Annotated in this window: 14 protein-coding genes; 2 read left to right on the top strand and 12 right to left on the bottom strand. The window is 52.4% G+C overall.

All coding sequences use genetic code 11. The features are described 5' to 3' along the window. Window positions 1-17: 17 nt before the first annotated feature. The 8 genes from BLR97_RS09160 to BLR97_RS09125 form a co-directional block, all read right to left on the bottom strand. A complete protein-coding gene (locus BLR97_RS09160) occupies window positions 18-944 on the bottom strand; it encodes a YihY/virulence factor BrkB family protein (RefSeq protein WP_089705272.1) in 927 nt (308 codons plus the stop codon). A 219-nt stretch (window positions 945-1,163) separates the two neighbouring features. Continuing rightward, window positions 1,164-2,309, bottom strand: a complete 1,146-nt coding sequence (locus BLR97_RS09155) for an iron-containing alcohol dehydrogenase (protein WP_089705268.1) — start codon at window positions 2,307-2,309, stop codon at window positions 1,164-1,166. Then, complete coding sequence (locus tag BLR97_RS09150; RefSeq protein WP_089705265.1) at window positions 2,306-3,688, bottom strand: aldehyde dehydrogenase family protein; 1,383 nt, start codon at window positions 3,686-3,688, stop codon at window positions 2,306-2,308. The genes BLR97_RS09155 and BLR97_RS09150 overlap by 4 nt, the downstream gene beginning before the upstream one ends. A gap of 118 nt (window positions 3,689-3,806) precedes the next feature. After that, on the bottom strand, window positions 3,807-5,177 hold the full coding sequence (locus BLR97_RS09145) for a glutamine synthetase family protein (protein ID WP_170833006.1): 1,371 nt from the start codon (window positions 5,175-5,177) through the stop codon (window positions 3,807-3,809). Between the two features lie 101 nt (window positions 5,178-5,278). Next, the gene (locus BLR97_RS09140; RefSeq protein WP_089705262.1) at window positions 5,279-6,331 is read right to left on the bottom strand and encodes a TRAP transporter substrate-binding protein; all 1,053 of its coding nucleotides are present in this window, start codon (window positions 6,329-6,331) and stop codon (window positions 5,279-5,281) included. A gap of 81 nt (window positions 6,332-6,412) precedes the next feature. Next, a complete protein-coding gene (locus BLR97_RS09135) occupies window positions 6,413-7,735 on the bottom strand; it encodes a TRAP transporter large permease (protein WP_089705259.1) in 1,323 nt (440 codons plus the stop codon). Next, entirely contained in the window at window positions 7,735-8,331 is a 597-nt protein-coding gene (locus BLR97_RS09130) for a TRAP transporter small permease subunit (protein ID WP_089705256.1), read from the bottom strand. The genes BLR97_RS09135 and BLR97_RS09130 overlap by 1 nt, the downstream gene beginning before the upstream one ends. Beyond that, window positions 8,324-9,121 carry an N-formylglutamate amidohydrolase gene (locus BLR97_RS09125; protein WP_089705253.1) on the bottom strand — a complete coding sequence of 266 codons (798 nt, stop codon included), beginning with the start codon at window positions 9,119-9,121 and terminating at the stop codon, window positions 8,324-8,326. The genes BLR97_RS09130 and BLR97_RS09125 overlap by 8 nt, the downstream gene beginning before the upstream one ends. Before the next feature lie 115 nt (window positions 9,122-9,236). Here BLR97_RS09125 and BLR97_RS09120 point away from each other — a divergent pair, with 115 nt between their 5' ends. Both BLR97_RS09120 and BLR97_RS09115 read left to right on the top strand, forming a co-directional pair. Continuing rightward, entirely contained in the window at window positions 9,237-10,112 is an 876-nt protein-coding gene (locus BLR97_RS09120; protein ID WP_089705250.1) for a MurR/RpiR family transcriptional regulator, read from the top strand. A 380-nt stretch (window positions 10,113-10,492) separates the two neighbouring features. Next, the gene (locus BLR97_RS09115; RefSeq protein ID WP_089705247.1) at window positions 10,493-11,317 is read left to right on the top strand and encodes a DUF2628 domain-containing protein; all 825 of its coding nucleotides are present in this window, start codon (window positions 10,493-10,495) and stop codon (window positions 11,315-11,317) included. A gap of 482 nt (window positions 11,318-11,799) precedes the next feature. On the opposite strand, the gene BLR97_RS19785 is transcribed toward BLR97_RS09115, so the two are convergent. The 4 genes from BLR97_RS19785 to BLR97_RS09095 all read right to left on the bottom strand — a co-directional run bounded on the left by BLR97_RS19785 (window position 11,800) and on the right by BLR97_RS09095 (window position 14,785). Then, the gene (locus BLR97_RS19785) at window positions 11,800-11,979 is read right to left on the bottom strand and encodes a YkvA family protein (protein WP_211605080.1); all 180 of its coding nucleotides are present in this window, start codon (window positions 11,977-11,979) and stop codon (window positions 11,800-11,802) included. Window positions 11,980-12,446: 467 nt separating this feature from the next. Beyond that, a complete protein-coding gene (locus BLR97_RS09105) occupies window positions 12,447-12,923 on the bottom strand; it encodes a hypothetical protein (RefSeq protein WP_211605078.1) in 477 nt (158 codons plus the stop codon). Window positions 12,924-13,049: 126 nt separating this feature from the next. Continuing rightward, on the bottom strand, window positions 13,050-13,739 hold the full coding sequence (locus tag BLR97_RS09100; RefSeq protein ID WP_089705244.1) for a hypothetical protein: 690 nt from the start codon (window positions 13,737-13,739) through the stop codon (window positions 13,050-13,052). 74 nt (window positions 13,740-13,813) lie between these two features. Continuing rightward, entirely contained in the window at window positions 13,814-14,785 is a 972-nt protein-coding gene (locus tag BLR97_RS09095; protein WP_089705240.1) for a restriction endonuclease, read from the bottom strand. Between the last annotated feature and the right edge of the window lie 42 nt (window positions 14,786-14,827).

The following is a 14,827-nucleotide window of genomic DNA, read 5'->3' as shown; positions in this document are numbered from 1 at the left end:
AACGGGGAGACTCATCATTAGTCAATTCGGGTGATGGCTTGGCGATTGGGGTCGACATGCCATGGCAGGCCAAGGCGTGAATTACGCTCGAGCTCAGCAATAACCTGGGCACCCAGCAATAAAATGATGGCGCCGACTTCCAGGCTAAGCAGCACAATCACCAGTGTTGCCAGGGAGCCATAGACGGCATTAACGAACGAGAGATTGGTGAAATAGTAGACCAGTAGCAGCCGCACGCCCTCCCATAACAGTGCTGCCACAAAACCACCTACCACCGCTCGGCGTAAAGCGATACGCACTACCGGCAACACCTTATAGATAGCGCTGAACAACAAGAACACCCCGGCAAAGCTGGTCAGGTTAAGCACCGGTTCGGAAAAACTGGCTAACGGCAGCTCCCGCTCGAAAATCGCCAATACCATCGTATTGAGCGAACTAGCCAGGGTGACGACCAGTGTTAATGCCAACAGCGCCGCGCCCAGTACCAGCATGAAGGCATAAGGCAGCAATACCGAAACCCAGGCGCTGCGCCTGAAGTGAGGGCTCTCTGGCGCATGAAATATAATGGCCAAGGCATCTTCGAGCATACGAAAGGCAAAGGAACTGAAGATCAACATAACGGGAAAGCTAAAGATGCCGATCACATCGCGGGAGTCTAGCAGGCTGCGCACAGCTTCCAACAAGACCTCAGCATGGGCAGGTGTAAGGTGGCGCGCCTGTACTGCCAGAACATTGAGGAGATGCTGCTCGTCTACTACTTGCGTCAACAGCACCACCAGCAAAGCAAATAGCGGCACGATGGAAAGCAAAATATTGTAGCCCACCCCACCGGCAAGCAGGATGCCGCGATTCTTTAAGAAATTGCCCAATACACGCCAAGCGAAGTGAGCCAGCCGGGGAATCAACAGGAAGGCGGCACTAAGTAATGTCTGGTATCGAACCATGGTTTGCCACTCTCCTTGTACGCTAAGGCCATGATACGCCCATGGCGGCAGTCATTAACAAGGATGACAGATAATTAGTGGTTCGCGGGTTAAATGACGACCATTGTCTGAAGACTGACTGAAGCACTGCTCATAAAAAAACCCACTGATTGCTCAGCGGATTTTCAGCTTGATCTGGCAGAGAATATGTCCGCATTTTAAGTCGACTTGGTGTGACGTTTATACACACCGTCGAAACAGTGTCTTGAGATTCTCAACCGTCAATGCCACTGGGTTCCCGCCACAACTGGGATCCTGGATGGCTTTTTCCGCCAGCTCGTCGATGTGGTCAAGGGTAACGCCTATCTCCGAGAGGCTACGCGGGATGCCCATCTGATCGTTGAGTTCCTGAACAAAGGCTCTAAAACCATCAAAACCACCTTCAATACCCAGGTAAGCGGCCGCCATGTCGAATCGCTCGCGGATTTCGTCGGCGTTGAACTCAAGAACGGCTGGCATGCAAATAGCATTCGTAGTGCCGTGGTGGGAGTTAAACACCGCACCAATGGGATGGCTCATCGCATGAATGGCGCCTAACCCCTTCTGAAACGCAGTGGACCCCATCATCGCCGCGCTCATCATGTGAGCCCTTGCTTCAAGGTCCGAGCCATCGGCATAGGCGCGCGGCAAGTAATCCTTGACCAATCGCATACCTTCTAGCGCGATCCCCTGGCTCATGGGATGGTAGTGGGGGCTCGAAAACGCCTCGACACAGTGTGCAAACGCATCCAGCCCGGTACCCGCCGTAATCGGCTTGGGCATGCCTACCGTGAGCTCAGGATCACAGATCACCACTGCAGGCAGAATCTTGGGGTGAAAGATGATCTTCTTCTCATGGGTTTGGGAATTGGTGAGAACGCTGGCACGGCCCACTTCCGACCCTGTCCCGGCGGTGGTGGGTACTGCCACGATGGGCGGGATCACATCCGGGTTAGCCCGCGTCCACCAATCGCCAATATCTTCAAAATCCCATACCGGACGCGTCTGCCCGGCCATAAAAGCCACCATTTTGCCCAAATCCAACCCAGAGCCGCCCCCAAAGGCAATAACCCCATCATGCTCGCCCGCACGATAGGCCTCGACCCCGGCCGCAAGGTTTCTTTCATTCGGATTGGAATCCACCTCGGCGAACAAGCGACAAGCAAGGCCTGATGCTTCCATAACGTCAAGCGCGGCACGGGTGATTGGCAAATCGGCAAGACCTCGATCCGTTACCAGCAGAGGGCGGTTGATGCCCGCCTCGGAACAGGCCTCGGGTAACTCTTGCAAACGGCCCGCACCGAATCTGATGGGGGTCGGGTATGTCCAGTTTCCAATCAGCGTCATGTCGTCACCTTTTTCAAATAATAGGACTTAGGCCTTGTCAGATTGTGGTAACCGATCACCGACAGACCACCACCACGACCCGCATCCTTGCAACCGGTCCAGCATAGGCCTGGGTCGAGATAATCCGCGCGGTTCATAAACACCGTACCGGTCTCAATCCGGTCACCGACACGCTGGGCGCGCTCAACGTCGGCAGTCCATAGGCTGGCCGTCAGACCAAACCGACTGTCATTCATCAACCGGATTGCCTCTTCATCGTCGGCGACCTTCATGATGCCGACCACTGGACCAAAGCTCTCATCACGCATCACGCGCATGTCATGGGTTACCTGGGTGAGTATCTGAGGACTCAGATAGGTGCCGCCGTCATCTTCGGGCTTTTGTGTAATGTGGGCCTTGGCCCCGGCAGCCACTGCCTCATCAATCTGGGCACGAACTTCCTTGGCAAAACGAACATTCGCCATAGGGCCGATATCGGTATCGGCGTCCAACGGGTTACCCAATTTGTAGCTCTCGACAATCGCCACCGCCTTTTCGACAAAGGCCTCGTACAGGCTTTCATGTACGTAGATTCGCTCAATACCGCAGCAGCATTGCCCCGAGTTGAACATTGCTCCATCGATCAACGAAGCAACCGATGCATCCAGGTCAGCATCTTCCATCACATAGCCAGGATCTTTACCGCCAAGCTCCAGACCCAAACCGGTAAAAGTACCGGCCGCGGCTTTTTCCATGGCATATCCACCGCCCACGGAACCGGTGAAATTCACGAAATCAAACGCACCCTCGGCAATCAGCGCCGAGGTGGAATCGTGATCGAGGAACACATTCTGGAATACATCCTCGGGCACACCCACTGAATGGAAGGCACGTGCCAGCCTCTCACCGGCCAGCAGAGTCTGGGTCGCATGTTTCAGCAAGACGGTATTGCCCGCTATCAGGGCAGGTGCCACCGTATTTATCGCGGTCATATACGGGTAATTCCAGGGCGCCACCACTAACACCACCCCATGCGGTAGGCGTTTGATGTAGCGCTTGAGCGTGGCATCCTCCCCCACCTTGATATCCGCCAGCGCCTCTTCGGCAATATCAGCCATGTGGCCGCCGCGCTCCTCGAAGCCCCCAAACTCGCCACCGTAGCGAATGGGTCGGCCCATCATGTGCGCAAGCTCAGGCACCACTTCGTCATTCATCGCCCCCACGGCGGCAATGCCGGCCCGAACCAAGTCAACACGCTCCTTAATTGGCCTTGCGGCCCAGTTCGCCTGAGCCGACCTCGCCCGCTGGGCTGCCTGCTTTGCTGCATCAGGTGACAGCGCATCACGCTCAGCGAAGACCGACCCGTCGATCGGTGAGATGCATTTCAGAATATGACCCATCGTCATCTCCTGTGTTTGTGTGCCCCATATTCACCTGCCCACTTCCGCCACAAACCCACCAGGAACACGACTTCCAGGCGCTCTCGGCCGAACAGGGCGCAATGTCATTGGGCTATTGTTATGATCGCTCGAAGCCTCGAGCCACCTCGTAGTCTGTAACGACTCGCTGAAAGTCTTCTAACTCAACCTCGGCAGCACGAGTATAGTGATCAATCACGTCATTCCCCATTGCCTCACGCAGCATGGCCGAATGCTTCAACGCGTCCCGGGCATCGCGCAGATTTTGCGGAATTAGGCCCGTCTCTCCATCGTAATTGTCACCTTCGGCGGGCGGAGGCAATGCCAAGCGCTCCTCGATTCCCTGGATGCCGGCCGCCAGTTGAGCGGCCATGGCGAGGTAGGGATTTAAGTCTGACCCGCCAATACGGCATTCGATGCGCACCGATTGGCACCCCTCAGCGCACAGACGAAACCCTGCGGTGCGATTATCCACCGACCAGACCGTACGGGTGGGCGCGAAAGACCCCTTCTGGAAGCGCTTGTAGCTATTGACGTAAGGAGCCAGAAAATAGGTATAGTCAGTCGCGTATTTAAGCAATCCTGCCAGATAATGTTTCATCAGCGAGGACATGCCCAGCGCATCATTTTCGTCAAAGAAAGCAGAGGCACCACCCTGCCACAGCGATTGATGGATATGGCTGGAGCTGCCTGAATGATCGTTATGCCACTTTGATAGAAAGGTCACCGCGCGCCCCTGCTGCCAAGCAATTTCCTTGGTAGCGTGTTTGGCGATGGTATGGTAATCCGCTGCGTCGAGAGCTTTCGCATATCGAATATTGAGCTCTTCCTGGCCTAGACCCGCTTCACCTTTCGTCCCCTCAACAGGAATACCCGCGGCGTAGAGATGGTTGCGCAACGGACGCAAGACATGCTCTTCCTTAGTCGCCTGGAAGATATGGTAGTCTTCGTTATAGCTACTAAGCGGTTCAAGATCACGAAACCCGTCCTTGCGAATCTCGTCGAGGCTCTTCCTAAAAATGAAAAACTCAAGCTCGGTGGCCATCACCGAGTCGAAGCCCATCTCTTCCAGACGCGCAAGCTGGCGCTTGAGGATAGCCCGCGGTGAGTGGGGTACCGCCTCATGGGTGTGATGATCCAATACATCGCATAACACCATGACCGTCCCTTCGAGCCATGGCACGGGACGCAGTGTGGCCATATCCGGCTTCATGATGTAATCGCCATACCCTGCCTTCCAGGAGGTACTCGCATACCCATCAGGTGTGGCCATCTCGAGATCGGTCGCCAGCAAATAGTTACAGCAATGTGTCTCGCCCCAGCCAACATCCACAAAGTGACGTGCATGGAACCTTTTGCCCATGAGGCGCCCCTGCATATCGACAATACAAACAATCACTGTATCGACGTCGCCAGCTTCTACCTTGGCTTTCAGGGCCTCAAGGGCATCCAAAGCCTGCGCATTGGTCATTTGTGAGGCTCCTTATCTTTTCACCATGACAAGGCCCGGCAATCCGTCGGGCCACTTGCTTAAATGATGTGCCCCGATAGCAACCAGGGCACGGAGCCTCCTCACGCATCGCCGTAACGGTAGGGTCTGCCGGCCTCTCGCATATCGGCATTGTATTGCTTGAAGATCTCGACCACCTTAGCCTTGGTGTCTGATTGGGCCGCGATTTCTTCCCAGAACTCTTGGGCAGCATTTTCCACTTTATCCCACTCGTCATCCGGGATGGTGGTGAGCTCGAGCTTCTCGCCATGGACGCGCAAGCGGGCTTCTCCACCCCAGTACCAATGCTGGCGATAATAGTGGGATTGTTCGCAACACAATTCGAACAGCAACTTGAGATCTTCAGGCAACGCTTCCCAGCGCTCCATATTGACGAAGAAGTGCCCAATCCAGGCCCCCGAGATGTTATTGGTGAGGAAGTAGTTGGTGACGTCGGCCCACCCCACCGTGTAATCCTCCGTGATACCCGACCAGGCGATTCCGTCCAACTCACCGGTCTGCACGGCAACCTCAATATCCTCCCAAGGAAGCGTTACCGGTACGACGCCAAACTGCGACATAAAGCGCCCAGCGGTTGGGAAGGTAAAGATTCGCTTGCCCTGCAGGTCGTCGAGACTCCGGATCGGCTCCTTGGTAACAAAATGGCACGGATCCCAGGCGCCGGCACTAACATGCTTAACGCCGACTTTGGCATATTCCTCTTCCCAGATTTCCTTGAGCCCGTACTGATTGAATAGCACCGGCACATCAAGGCTGTAACGCGTCCCAAAGGGGAAATAGCCACCAAAGACCGCAACCTCGGTAGGCGATGCCATGGAATCGTCATCCGATTGCACAGCATCGATGGTGCCACGCTGCATCGCACGGAAGAGTTCGCCTGTGGGTACCAGTTGATCAGCGTAGTACAGCTCTATCTGCATACGGTCGCCGGCTATCCTGTTGAACAGGTCGATGGCGGGCTTGGCAACATGCTCGGCCAAGGCAGCACCAGCATAGGTCTGCATGCGCCAATTAATCGTCGGCTCGGAGGAAGACTGGGCCATGACCCTTGAAGCCAGTGGCGCAAGCGCAGCACCGGATGCAGCAGTGATGAGAAAATTACGTCTAGTTGTCATTTCTTTGCTCTCCTGATGTTAACTATCGGATACAGCATGGATTCGGCCTTTGGTGAGGCTCTTTTTTTATTTCTCGTTAGGTCAATTTCCATAAACGTAGCCGGGAAGCCAGAGTGCAATTTGCGGAAAGATCATCACTAGACTGAGGGCCACTGTCATGACCAAGACGAAGGGAATAATCGACCAGTAAATATCGCGCAGAGTAATTTCGGGTGGCGCCATAGCGCGCATCAAAAACAGGTTGTAACCGAATGGCGGGGTCATGTAGGCGATTTGCGTGGTGATGGTATAGAGCACCCCGTACCAAATCAGGTTGAAACCCAGCGCATCGACAAGCGGGACGTAGAGTGGGGCCACGATCACCAGCATGGCCGTATCGTCAAGGAAGGTTCCCATCACGATAAAACTCAGCTGCATCAGGATTAGGATCATCCAGGGGGATAATCCCAGACGAGCGGTGAACAGATCCTCAATGGCGTTAACCGCTCCCAGGCCATCGAAGATGGCCCCAAAGGCTAGAGCAGCCAAGATAATCCACATGAACATGCAGGTGATGCCCAGCGTCTGTCGTACTGACACTTCAAACACTTTGCGCGTCATTCGCCCCTTGAGTATCGCCGCTAGTAGTGCGGCCATTGCGCCGATAGCCGAGCTTTCGACGAGTGATGTCCATCCTTTCACGAAGGGAACCATCATCACCGCAAAGATCATTAGCGGCAGCAAACCTGCTCTCAGCAAGCGCAACTTCTCGGTAAGGGACACATCGCGTTCTTCGGGAGGCAGCGCAGGGCCCAGGGATGGCTGGAGACGGCAGCGGACATAAATGTAGATGATAAAGAGCGTCGCCATCATCAATCCCGGTAACACCCCGGCAAGCCAAAGCTGCCCTACTGGCTGGCGAGCGATCATCGCGTACAGCACCAATACCACCGAGGGAGGAACGAGAATCCCGAGACTGGAACCTGCCTGAATAACACCGGTGACCATGATCTTGTCATAGCCACGGCGAAGCAGTTCAGGCAAGGCAATCGTAGCGCCAATCGCCATACCGGCCACCGACAATCCGTTCATGGCTGAAATCAACACCATCAATCCGATCGTACCGATGGCCAGCCCCCCTTTGACCGGCCCCATCCAGACATGAAACATCTTATAAAGATCGTCTGCGATACGGCTCTCCGACAGCACATATCCCATAAAGATGAACATCGGAAGGGTCAGTAGTGGATACCACTTCATCAGCTTCATCGCGGATGAAAATGGGATATCGACACCGCCAGTTCCCCACAACAGGACACCCGCCAATGCCCCGACAAAACCGATCGCGCCAAACACACGCTGCCCGGTCAGCAGCATCAGCATCATCGAGCCAAACATCACAATGGCGATCATTTCATACGGCATCAGTCGATCACTCCCCGAAGACGTCCTAGATCCCTAAAAAATTCGGCTAACGATTGAAGGATCATTAGAAAAACCCCGAAACAAATCAGCGTTTTTATCGGCCACAACCAGGGCCGCCAAGCCGTGGGACTGCGTTCCAGGAAGCCAAGCTCTTCGCCCGCCGCTGACGGCCCCTCAATCAAAAACGTTCCAAGGAGGTTGAGGAAAAAATCAAAGGGCTCTTTGCCAAAATAACCAAGCGAGTAAGCCGTCGACACCAAACCACCATAGAGGAGAACGCCGAGATAGAAGATCAGGAAGAAGACAGTAATGGCATCGACCCAAGCTTTCGTTTTTGGGCTCCATTCGCCATAAAAGAGATCCATGCGTACATTCGAGCCCATCTGGATCGAGTAAGGACCTCCCAATACGAAATACGCCACCATGACAAATTGCGCGGTTTCCAGCGTCCACATCGATGGCGTCATCAATACCTTGGAGGCGGATGACCAGAGCAGCACCCCAATCAAGACAAAGATCAGATACATCGCCATTCGGCCGATAAATCGGTTCATCGTATCGATACAGCCGATATAAATGAGAATGGCTTTAGGCATCTTGCTTTCCTCCCTGAGGTGGCAAGCTGACGCCGAAGGTTGCAAGGGCAGGATCAATCAACTGCAACAGTTCTTGAGCTATACAATCTTCCTCTGCGGGTGTCGCCAACAGATCATTGCGAATTTCGATCATCACATTCGGCAATCCGTTGCCAATACCGTGCAGCTTCAAAGAATGGGTGACCCCATCCTCAGGCCCATAAGGGGCGTTACGTTGGATGTTCCTATGTGGCAGACGGTGGGATTGCGCGAGCATCGCATCAGCCATTCGACGATCGGCATCATGAAGAACGCCTATCTCGACATCCCGGGCTTGACCATGAAAACTTGGCGTAAAGCTGTGGATCGTCATCAATACCGTAGGGATAGTCTGGGCATTACGAGACGCCAGCACGCTGGTAATCGCGTCGCAAAATGGGCGATAGACAGCCTCAACTCTGTCGGCGCGCTGCGCTGCCGTCAGGTTGCAATTTCCCGGTATGTCAATAATTTCCGAGCGTTCAGGCATCGCACTGGCCGCTTCGGGCGGGCGATTGCAGTCGTAGACGAGCCTCGAAACACGGCTCGCTACCATCGGTGCATGAAGTACCTTAGACAGCTTCACGGCCACACCACGAGCGCCAGGATCCCATGCCGCATGACTGTGACGATGGTCAGGCTCCAGGCCAAGACCTTGATATTTCAAAGGAATATGGCATGAAGCATGCTCGCACAAGATAACGACGGGGCCGTTTGCGTGCCGATTTCGTATTTCAACGCTGGGGTGCGACTGTTCGGTTTCACTGCCCATCAGGAATCCTCCGTGCCTCTGAAAAGATATAGACAACGCCAAACCAAACTGTCAATATTTTTTCAAGCCCCGTTTCGATGTAACCCTGATCCGCCACACAGACGAGAGACGCGCTTTGTCGACCAACCACACCGCAACCGTTCGCGAGCTGATCCGCCAACATTATCCGTCCCTAACGCAATCGGAACGGAAATTTGCCAACGCGCTTCTCGATAACTATCCAGCGGCAGGCCTCACCTCAATCACTATCGTGGCGAGCAATGCGGGGGTGTCATCCCCCACCGTGGCGAGGATGGTTAAGAAGCTGGGGTTCAAAGGCTATCCAGAGTTCCACAAGGCCCTGCTGCGTGAATTGGATGCAAAAGGGACAGGGCCCACTCAGCGTCGCAACAACTGGTCATCCGAAGCGCCCGATTCGCATCTTTTGAACAGATTCGCCCAAGCGGTCACCCATAACCTGCAACAGACCTTTTCCCAGGTTGAGACCGATAGGTTCGACCAGGCGACCTACCAGTTGGCCGATGCCGATCAACGTCTTTACATTGTCGGCGGGCGCATCACCCAGGCACTTGCTGATTATGCCTTTACGCATTTTCAGGCTGTGCGACCCAATGTGAGCCACATGACCTCATCCTCGGCCACGTGGCCACACTACGTGCTCGATATGAAACCGGGTGAAACGTTATTAATATTCGATATCAGGCGTTATGAGACCAACCTGCTTCGGCTAGCCGAAATGGTGAGAAAACAAGGCGTAAAAATCGTGCTATTCACCGATCAGTGGGGATCGCCCATCACGTCACTCACCGACGTCGCCTTCAACTGCTGGGTAGAGATTCCCTCAGGATGGGATTCCAACGTGTCGACTATGATGTTGTTGGAAACCATGATCGCCGCCGTCCAGGAGCAGCGCTGGCCCGAAGCCCGAGATCGCTATGAACGATTAGATGAACTCTTCGACAAAACCCATTTTTTTCGCAAGTTCACGTAACCAGCACTCAACACTTGATCGACATGCGCGGCAAAACATGAAGGGCGAAGGTGCAAAAATAGCGCCATTATCATGAATTCATGGGCTTCCGCCCTCGGATGTTGACTCTCGGTGGTAGCCTGACGCTAAACGAGAACATCCTGCACCAGGGAAACCCTATGCATGGATGCCGTCGTTAAACCGATTGTCGACCCCGCTGCAGTTATCGAGTGCGTCGCCCTCTGGAAGGGCAATACCGGTACTTCCAGTCGTTCATGCGCGACCTGAGAGCCCCGCTAGGCCTTTCCCGCCCCGATCATAAAGTTTTATTAGAAATGGCCGTTATTAAACTTAGGGTTTTGGGTACAGGACCCAGGGCACTCATCATCTAGGAAACTATTATGGAAGAAACGCTTCAAGCTGGTAGGGACGAGCGACAACAGGAACTCAGCAAAACCTGGCAACACAAGTTCGATCTGCTAGAAAAGGTGGGCGCCGACCACCAGTCGATATATCGGTCAATGGGGACGGCGGAATACAAGGCGCTGGGGTTTCGCGATAAGCAACGAATCACCTTCAACCTCTGGGCATTTATTTTTGGCCCCCTTTACTACTTCGTAAAGAAGATGTGGGCCAAGGGGCTATTGCTCCTGGCATTAATTTGGTTACTCTCTACGGCACTCACCCTGGTAGAGGTGGCCCTCGGCTTCAGTCTTCCCGACGTGGTGTACTGGATACCTGGCGCGGTCATTTGTGCCCAACTCGCCAACCATGACTACTACCGAAAGGTAATGAAAGACGAAACAGCTTGGCCAGGCACGCCTGATTTCTTCACCAAGCCCCTAGGGCTGACCATTGCCTCCATTGGCGCCTTACTACTGGTGTTGGGTGTATCCTTTCTGACTCCCGGGTTCGGCCAGGAGATGGAACAATACCAACTCGAAGAAGTCAGCGGTGTCTGGGTGTCGGAGTCCGACAACACCATGGTGCGCGTCGATTTTCGGGACAGCGATAATAGCCACCTCACCATCGATGGTGAGCGAATCCCGGTTAACATCACTAATGTGGATCGAGATAATGCCATCGTGACCTTCCGCCTCGTTCTCAATGGCCAATCCTATGACTGGTCACTTCGGCAGATATTTAATGATAACAACGGATTCACCCTGCAGATGACGCTGCACGATGGAACAAGAGAACCTCTTGCCTTCGTTCGCAATCTCTAACCCTGTAACACCGGTCTGACATCGATAGATGTCAGACCGGAAATTGCACTGGACTGGCCTGAGGATTAAATATTCTATCCCTCGGCCAGATCCTGTAAGCGCTCTGGTAGGTCGCGTCACTTGGCCCCAAGTAAGGTTACAGAAAAAATTTCTACCTACCTTGTGGGGTCATGCGTCGCAACAACATCGCTCATACGATCCTAGTTATCTGCGCATCCCGCAACCGCTCGTGTGCCCAATGATCAGCAAACGCTATGGTGGCTGATAGGCATGGGAGCCAACGTGAAGGTAATTTCGCCAGAATCTTGGGCGAGAATCGCTAAAGGCCAATGCTGGGCAGGCATTAGCGCATTACCATGACTAGTTTTAACCAATGAATAAAGGCTTGGCGGCTATTTGGATCAAGCTGGCGTGATAAACAATAAGAATTTTTACACCATGCATTGAGGATATCGATTGATATGATTAGCTCAACCAGCGCTTTAAAGTCTGCTGTGCTTGTTCATAGTGCTCCCTTTTATATGTGCTGCCACCATCGCCAGAGCACCGGCAAGAACACCTATGTCGTCGGCATAACCAACAATGGGGGCAAGGTCAGGAATGGCATCAACTGGGGAGATGAAATATCCAAGCGCACCATAAATTGTAGTTTTTGCCCACATAGGAGTATCACTATCTTGGGCTGCGTAGTACATTTTCAGTGTAGGAGATGGCGCCTTTTCACCAGCCTTCTTGGCATATTTTGCCGTCTTATTCCAAAAGCCATCATCAGAATAACTATCTGCATGTGCATTGATCTTTTAACCCAACGATGCTTGTATATCGTCTTTACTTACGTTATCACCTTAATTCAATCATTTGAATACTTACAATTACTTTGGTTAACAAGCTTTTTTTATCAAAAGATAAGTAATTTAAAAAAATTCGCCATAGACTCATTAATCTTAGAGAACCATCTAATATATAGATGGTTTTATCATCCTTTACGAACGGAATTTCCAGCTAGAAACAGCAATAAATAATCACCTGGCACCCGATACTTAGTCACTAAAATTGCTGATACTAGTAATAGTTTTTTGACGCACTTAAAAGAAGGCGTCACCTCACAAGTAAGCACATAACCCATTAATCAAAAGGAATAAAAAGCAGTTTTGCAGCTCATTTCTTGTGAGTTGGCACTCGGGAGGGCTTTTGCTGAGCCACTACTCGGCAACTCAACACGCTGACCATCGCTTGTTACGGCCATAATGCTATTCGCCTTGCGCATCCGCTCCCACGCATAAAGAAAGTTATCGGCGTGAACACGTGAATTCGTAAAGTGCGGACTAGAAACCTCATGATCATCCAAAATCAGATTAAACTCGCCTTGCTGGTCATTACCGTAGGTAACACCATCTACGGTCAGGGTCATGCTAACCGGATTTACCTCGCTACAAGCGATATATAGCTCAGCAGACGCATCTTCGCTGACTGCCATATACTCAGAAACTCCTTGCCCCCACCCGCTAGCCCACGTACCGGGTTCACCAAAATATGCTGAAGCAGTCACGGGTACTGTTGCCAGCCCCATCGCGCCCGATAAGGCCAAAGCAGTTGCTAACTTCATTCTAATTTCCTTTTTTAAGATATAGGCACCGCAATAACTCTATCGGCCTGAATCACATTTAGTTTAGAGCTTTTCCTATGTGCGATTCACACGCCCATCAAGGCGTCAAATCGTGTCCAACATTTATCAGAAATCCTCAACCGGTGCCTGTCGCACCTTGTCTTCCATACGACGCAGCTGCCGTCCGGGTAAGTGGAAGGATGCTTCCAACGTCGGCCCCCAGTAGTCATCCTCATAGGCAAACACATCGATTGCACGCGTACCGGGCTGCAGCTTCAGTAGAATGTCATCAGCGCTGCGCGAATCAGCAAATAACTGGTCAAGAGCGCTCTGCTCCACTAACGTCATTACCAAGTAGCCAGCACGCAGTTGTTCACCTTCAAAGCTGTTCAGTGCGCGCTTAAGACTTGCCTCATCAGTAAAGGACCCTTGGTGGATCTCATATACAAGATCTAAACTGTCATCCGGCCCTTCGGCGAATATCAACCCAAAATCTCGGATCAATGCTCCTATTAAGGTTGCATATAGATCATTGCTGTAGTCAGTCACAATGCTTGTGCTAACTAACGTGTTATCGTCAGCGAACGATAGCTGGCCCTGAAACGAGTGCTGCAGGAATGTCACGTTGTCATTGCATAACGCTAATACGCCTAGATCCGCAGTGCAGTCGTAATAACCAAGACTGCGCGGAAACTCGTCAATGTGCTGGCCATAGTGCCACTCCTTGAATAGCTGCGTATCTTCATCAGCACCGACGACTGGTGAGGCAGTAAGTGCCATGCTTGTCAATGCGGCTGCAGTAATCCATTGTTTCATTCCCTTGGTCCTTATGTGTTTTCGCAGAGCTTGTGGAAATAGAGCTCTGTTAGTGTTCCCATTAATTGCACCCTCTATACCAACACAGGTGCATCAGATAGGCCCAAACGGCTTCTTGTCGTTATCTTCAAGCGGTGGGCCTGTTCAAAAAGCCAATCAACGAACTCAGCACCATCCATAATTTGCACGTCATGACTTTCCGCGTATGTCTTCGTTTCGTCCTCAATAAGTGCAGATGTAATTAACCAACGTTGTGCGCTTTCTTCTTCGATTGCCGTCAGCTGCTTAATGCCATGAGCATTTGTTGTGCCCTGGTGATGTTTAACCTGAAGTAATAGCTTGGCCGATGTGAACCGATCCTGTCGATAAGCCTCAATGTCAGCATCTGCAATACCTGGGTAGTGATTTTTACTAGGTCGATGAACGCTATATCCCTCTAGTTCAAGCAGTTCCATGACTAGCCTTTCAAAACCTTCTCCCCCGCTAGCAAGGTAGGTGCCGCCCGTCTGAATTCGCTTAAGAAGTTCGTATTTAGCCTCAGAGACTAAGTCAGCGTTTTTTGCTTCGTATTGGCTACTTATGCTGCTATGCCCGCCTTCCTCCAAGGTTGCATACAAAGCCTCTAGCTCCTCGGCGAACTCATCCAACGAGGCAATGGCCATACGGATTTTAAGACGCGTTTCAAGCGCATTAGGGAGATCATTACGGGGTACACGTTTCAGGCTACCGTCATGATTACGCAGAAACTCTGCGCCTACACGGTTTTCTCCATACGGCACATCTAAGCTAAAACTTTTCTTACCGGTTGTTCTGGCAAGCAAGATTGCTCGGTTCACCGGAACGACCAGAAGATCCCCCTGCTGGATATTGAAAAAACGACGAATTTGGTTTTCTTTTCGCCCAACCTCAATATTCTGTTCACGAAAAGCGCCCATGAGGTCATCAGCGCTCGCATAATCAGAAAAGTTCACCTTCGGCCAACCATAGCCAACCTGATATTGATGGCTCAATATCGCAGGGCTACGCACCAATAATGCTCGACTCAAAACAACCACCTTTTATTATAAACCAGCCTGATGCAGGCCGTT

This window comes from Vreelandella arcis, from assembly GCF_900103865.1.
In the GTDB taxonomy this organism is placed as follows: Bacteria; Pseudomonadota; Gammaproteobacteria; order Pseudomonadales; family Halomonadaceae; genus Vreelandella; species Vreelandella arcis.
The sequence above is the reverse complement of the archived record's forward strand: the minus strand, read 5'-3'. Positions and strand labels throughout refer to the sequence as shown.

Coding starts and splice junctions, on each gene's coding strand:
- BLR97_RS09140 (WP_089705262.1), bottom strand. CDS start 6,331: ATGACAACTAGACGTAATTTTCTCATCACTGCTGCATCCGGTGCTGCG.
- BLR97_RS09150 (WP_089705265.1), bottom strand. CDS start 3,688: ATGGGTCATATTCTGAAATGCATCTCACCGATCGACGGGTCGGTCTTC.
- BLR97_RS19785 (WP_211605080.1), bottom strand. CDS start 11,979: ATGTGGGCAAAAACTACAATTTATGGTGCGCTTGGATATTTCATCTCC.
- BLR97_RS09125 (WP_089705253.1), bottom strand. CDS start 9,121: ATGGGCAGTGAAACCGAACAGTCGCACCCCAGCGTTGAAATACGAAAT.
- BLR97_RS09100 (WP_089705244.1), bottom strand. CDS start 13,739: ATGAAACAATGGATTACTGCAGCCGCATTGACAAGCATGGCACTTACT.
- BLR97_RS09155 (WP_089705268.1), bottom strand. CDS start 2,309: ATGACGCTGATTGGAAACTGGACATACCCGACCCCCATCAGATTCGGT.
- BLR97_RS09160 (WP_089705272.1), bottom strand. CDS start 944: ATGGTTCGATACCAGACATTACTTAGTGCCGCCTTCCTGTTGATTCCC.
- BLR97_RS09145 (WP_170833006.1), bottom strand. CDS start 5,177: ATGACCAATGCGCAGGCTTTGGATGCCCTTGAGGCCCTGAAAGCCAAG.
- BLR97_RS09105 (WP_211605078.1), bottom strand. CDS start 12,923: ATGAAGTTAGCAACTGCTTTGGCCTTATCGGGCGCGATGGGGCTGGCA.
- BLR97_RS09115 (WP_089705247.1), top strand. CDS start 10,493: ATGGAAGAAACGCTTCAAGCTGGTAGGGACGAGCGACAACAGGAACTC.
- BLR97_RS09135 (WP_089705259.1), bottom strand. CDS start 7,735: ATGCCGTATGAAATGATCGCCATTGTGATGTTTGGCTCGATGATGCTG.
- BLR97_RS09130 (WP_089705256.1), bottom strand. CDS start 8,331: ATGCCTAAAGCCATTCTCATTTATATCGGCTGTATCGATACGATGAAC.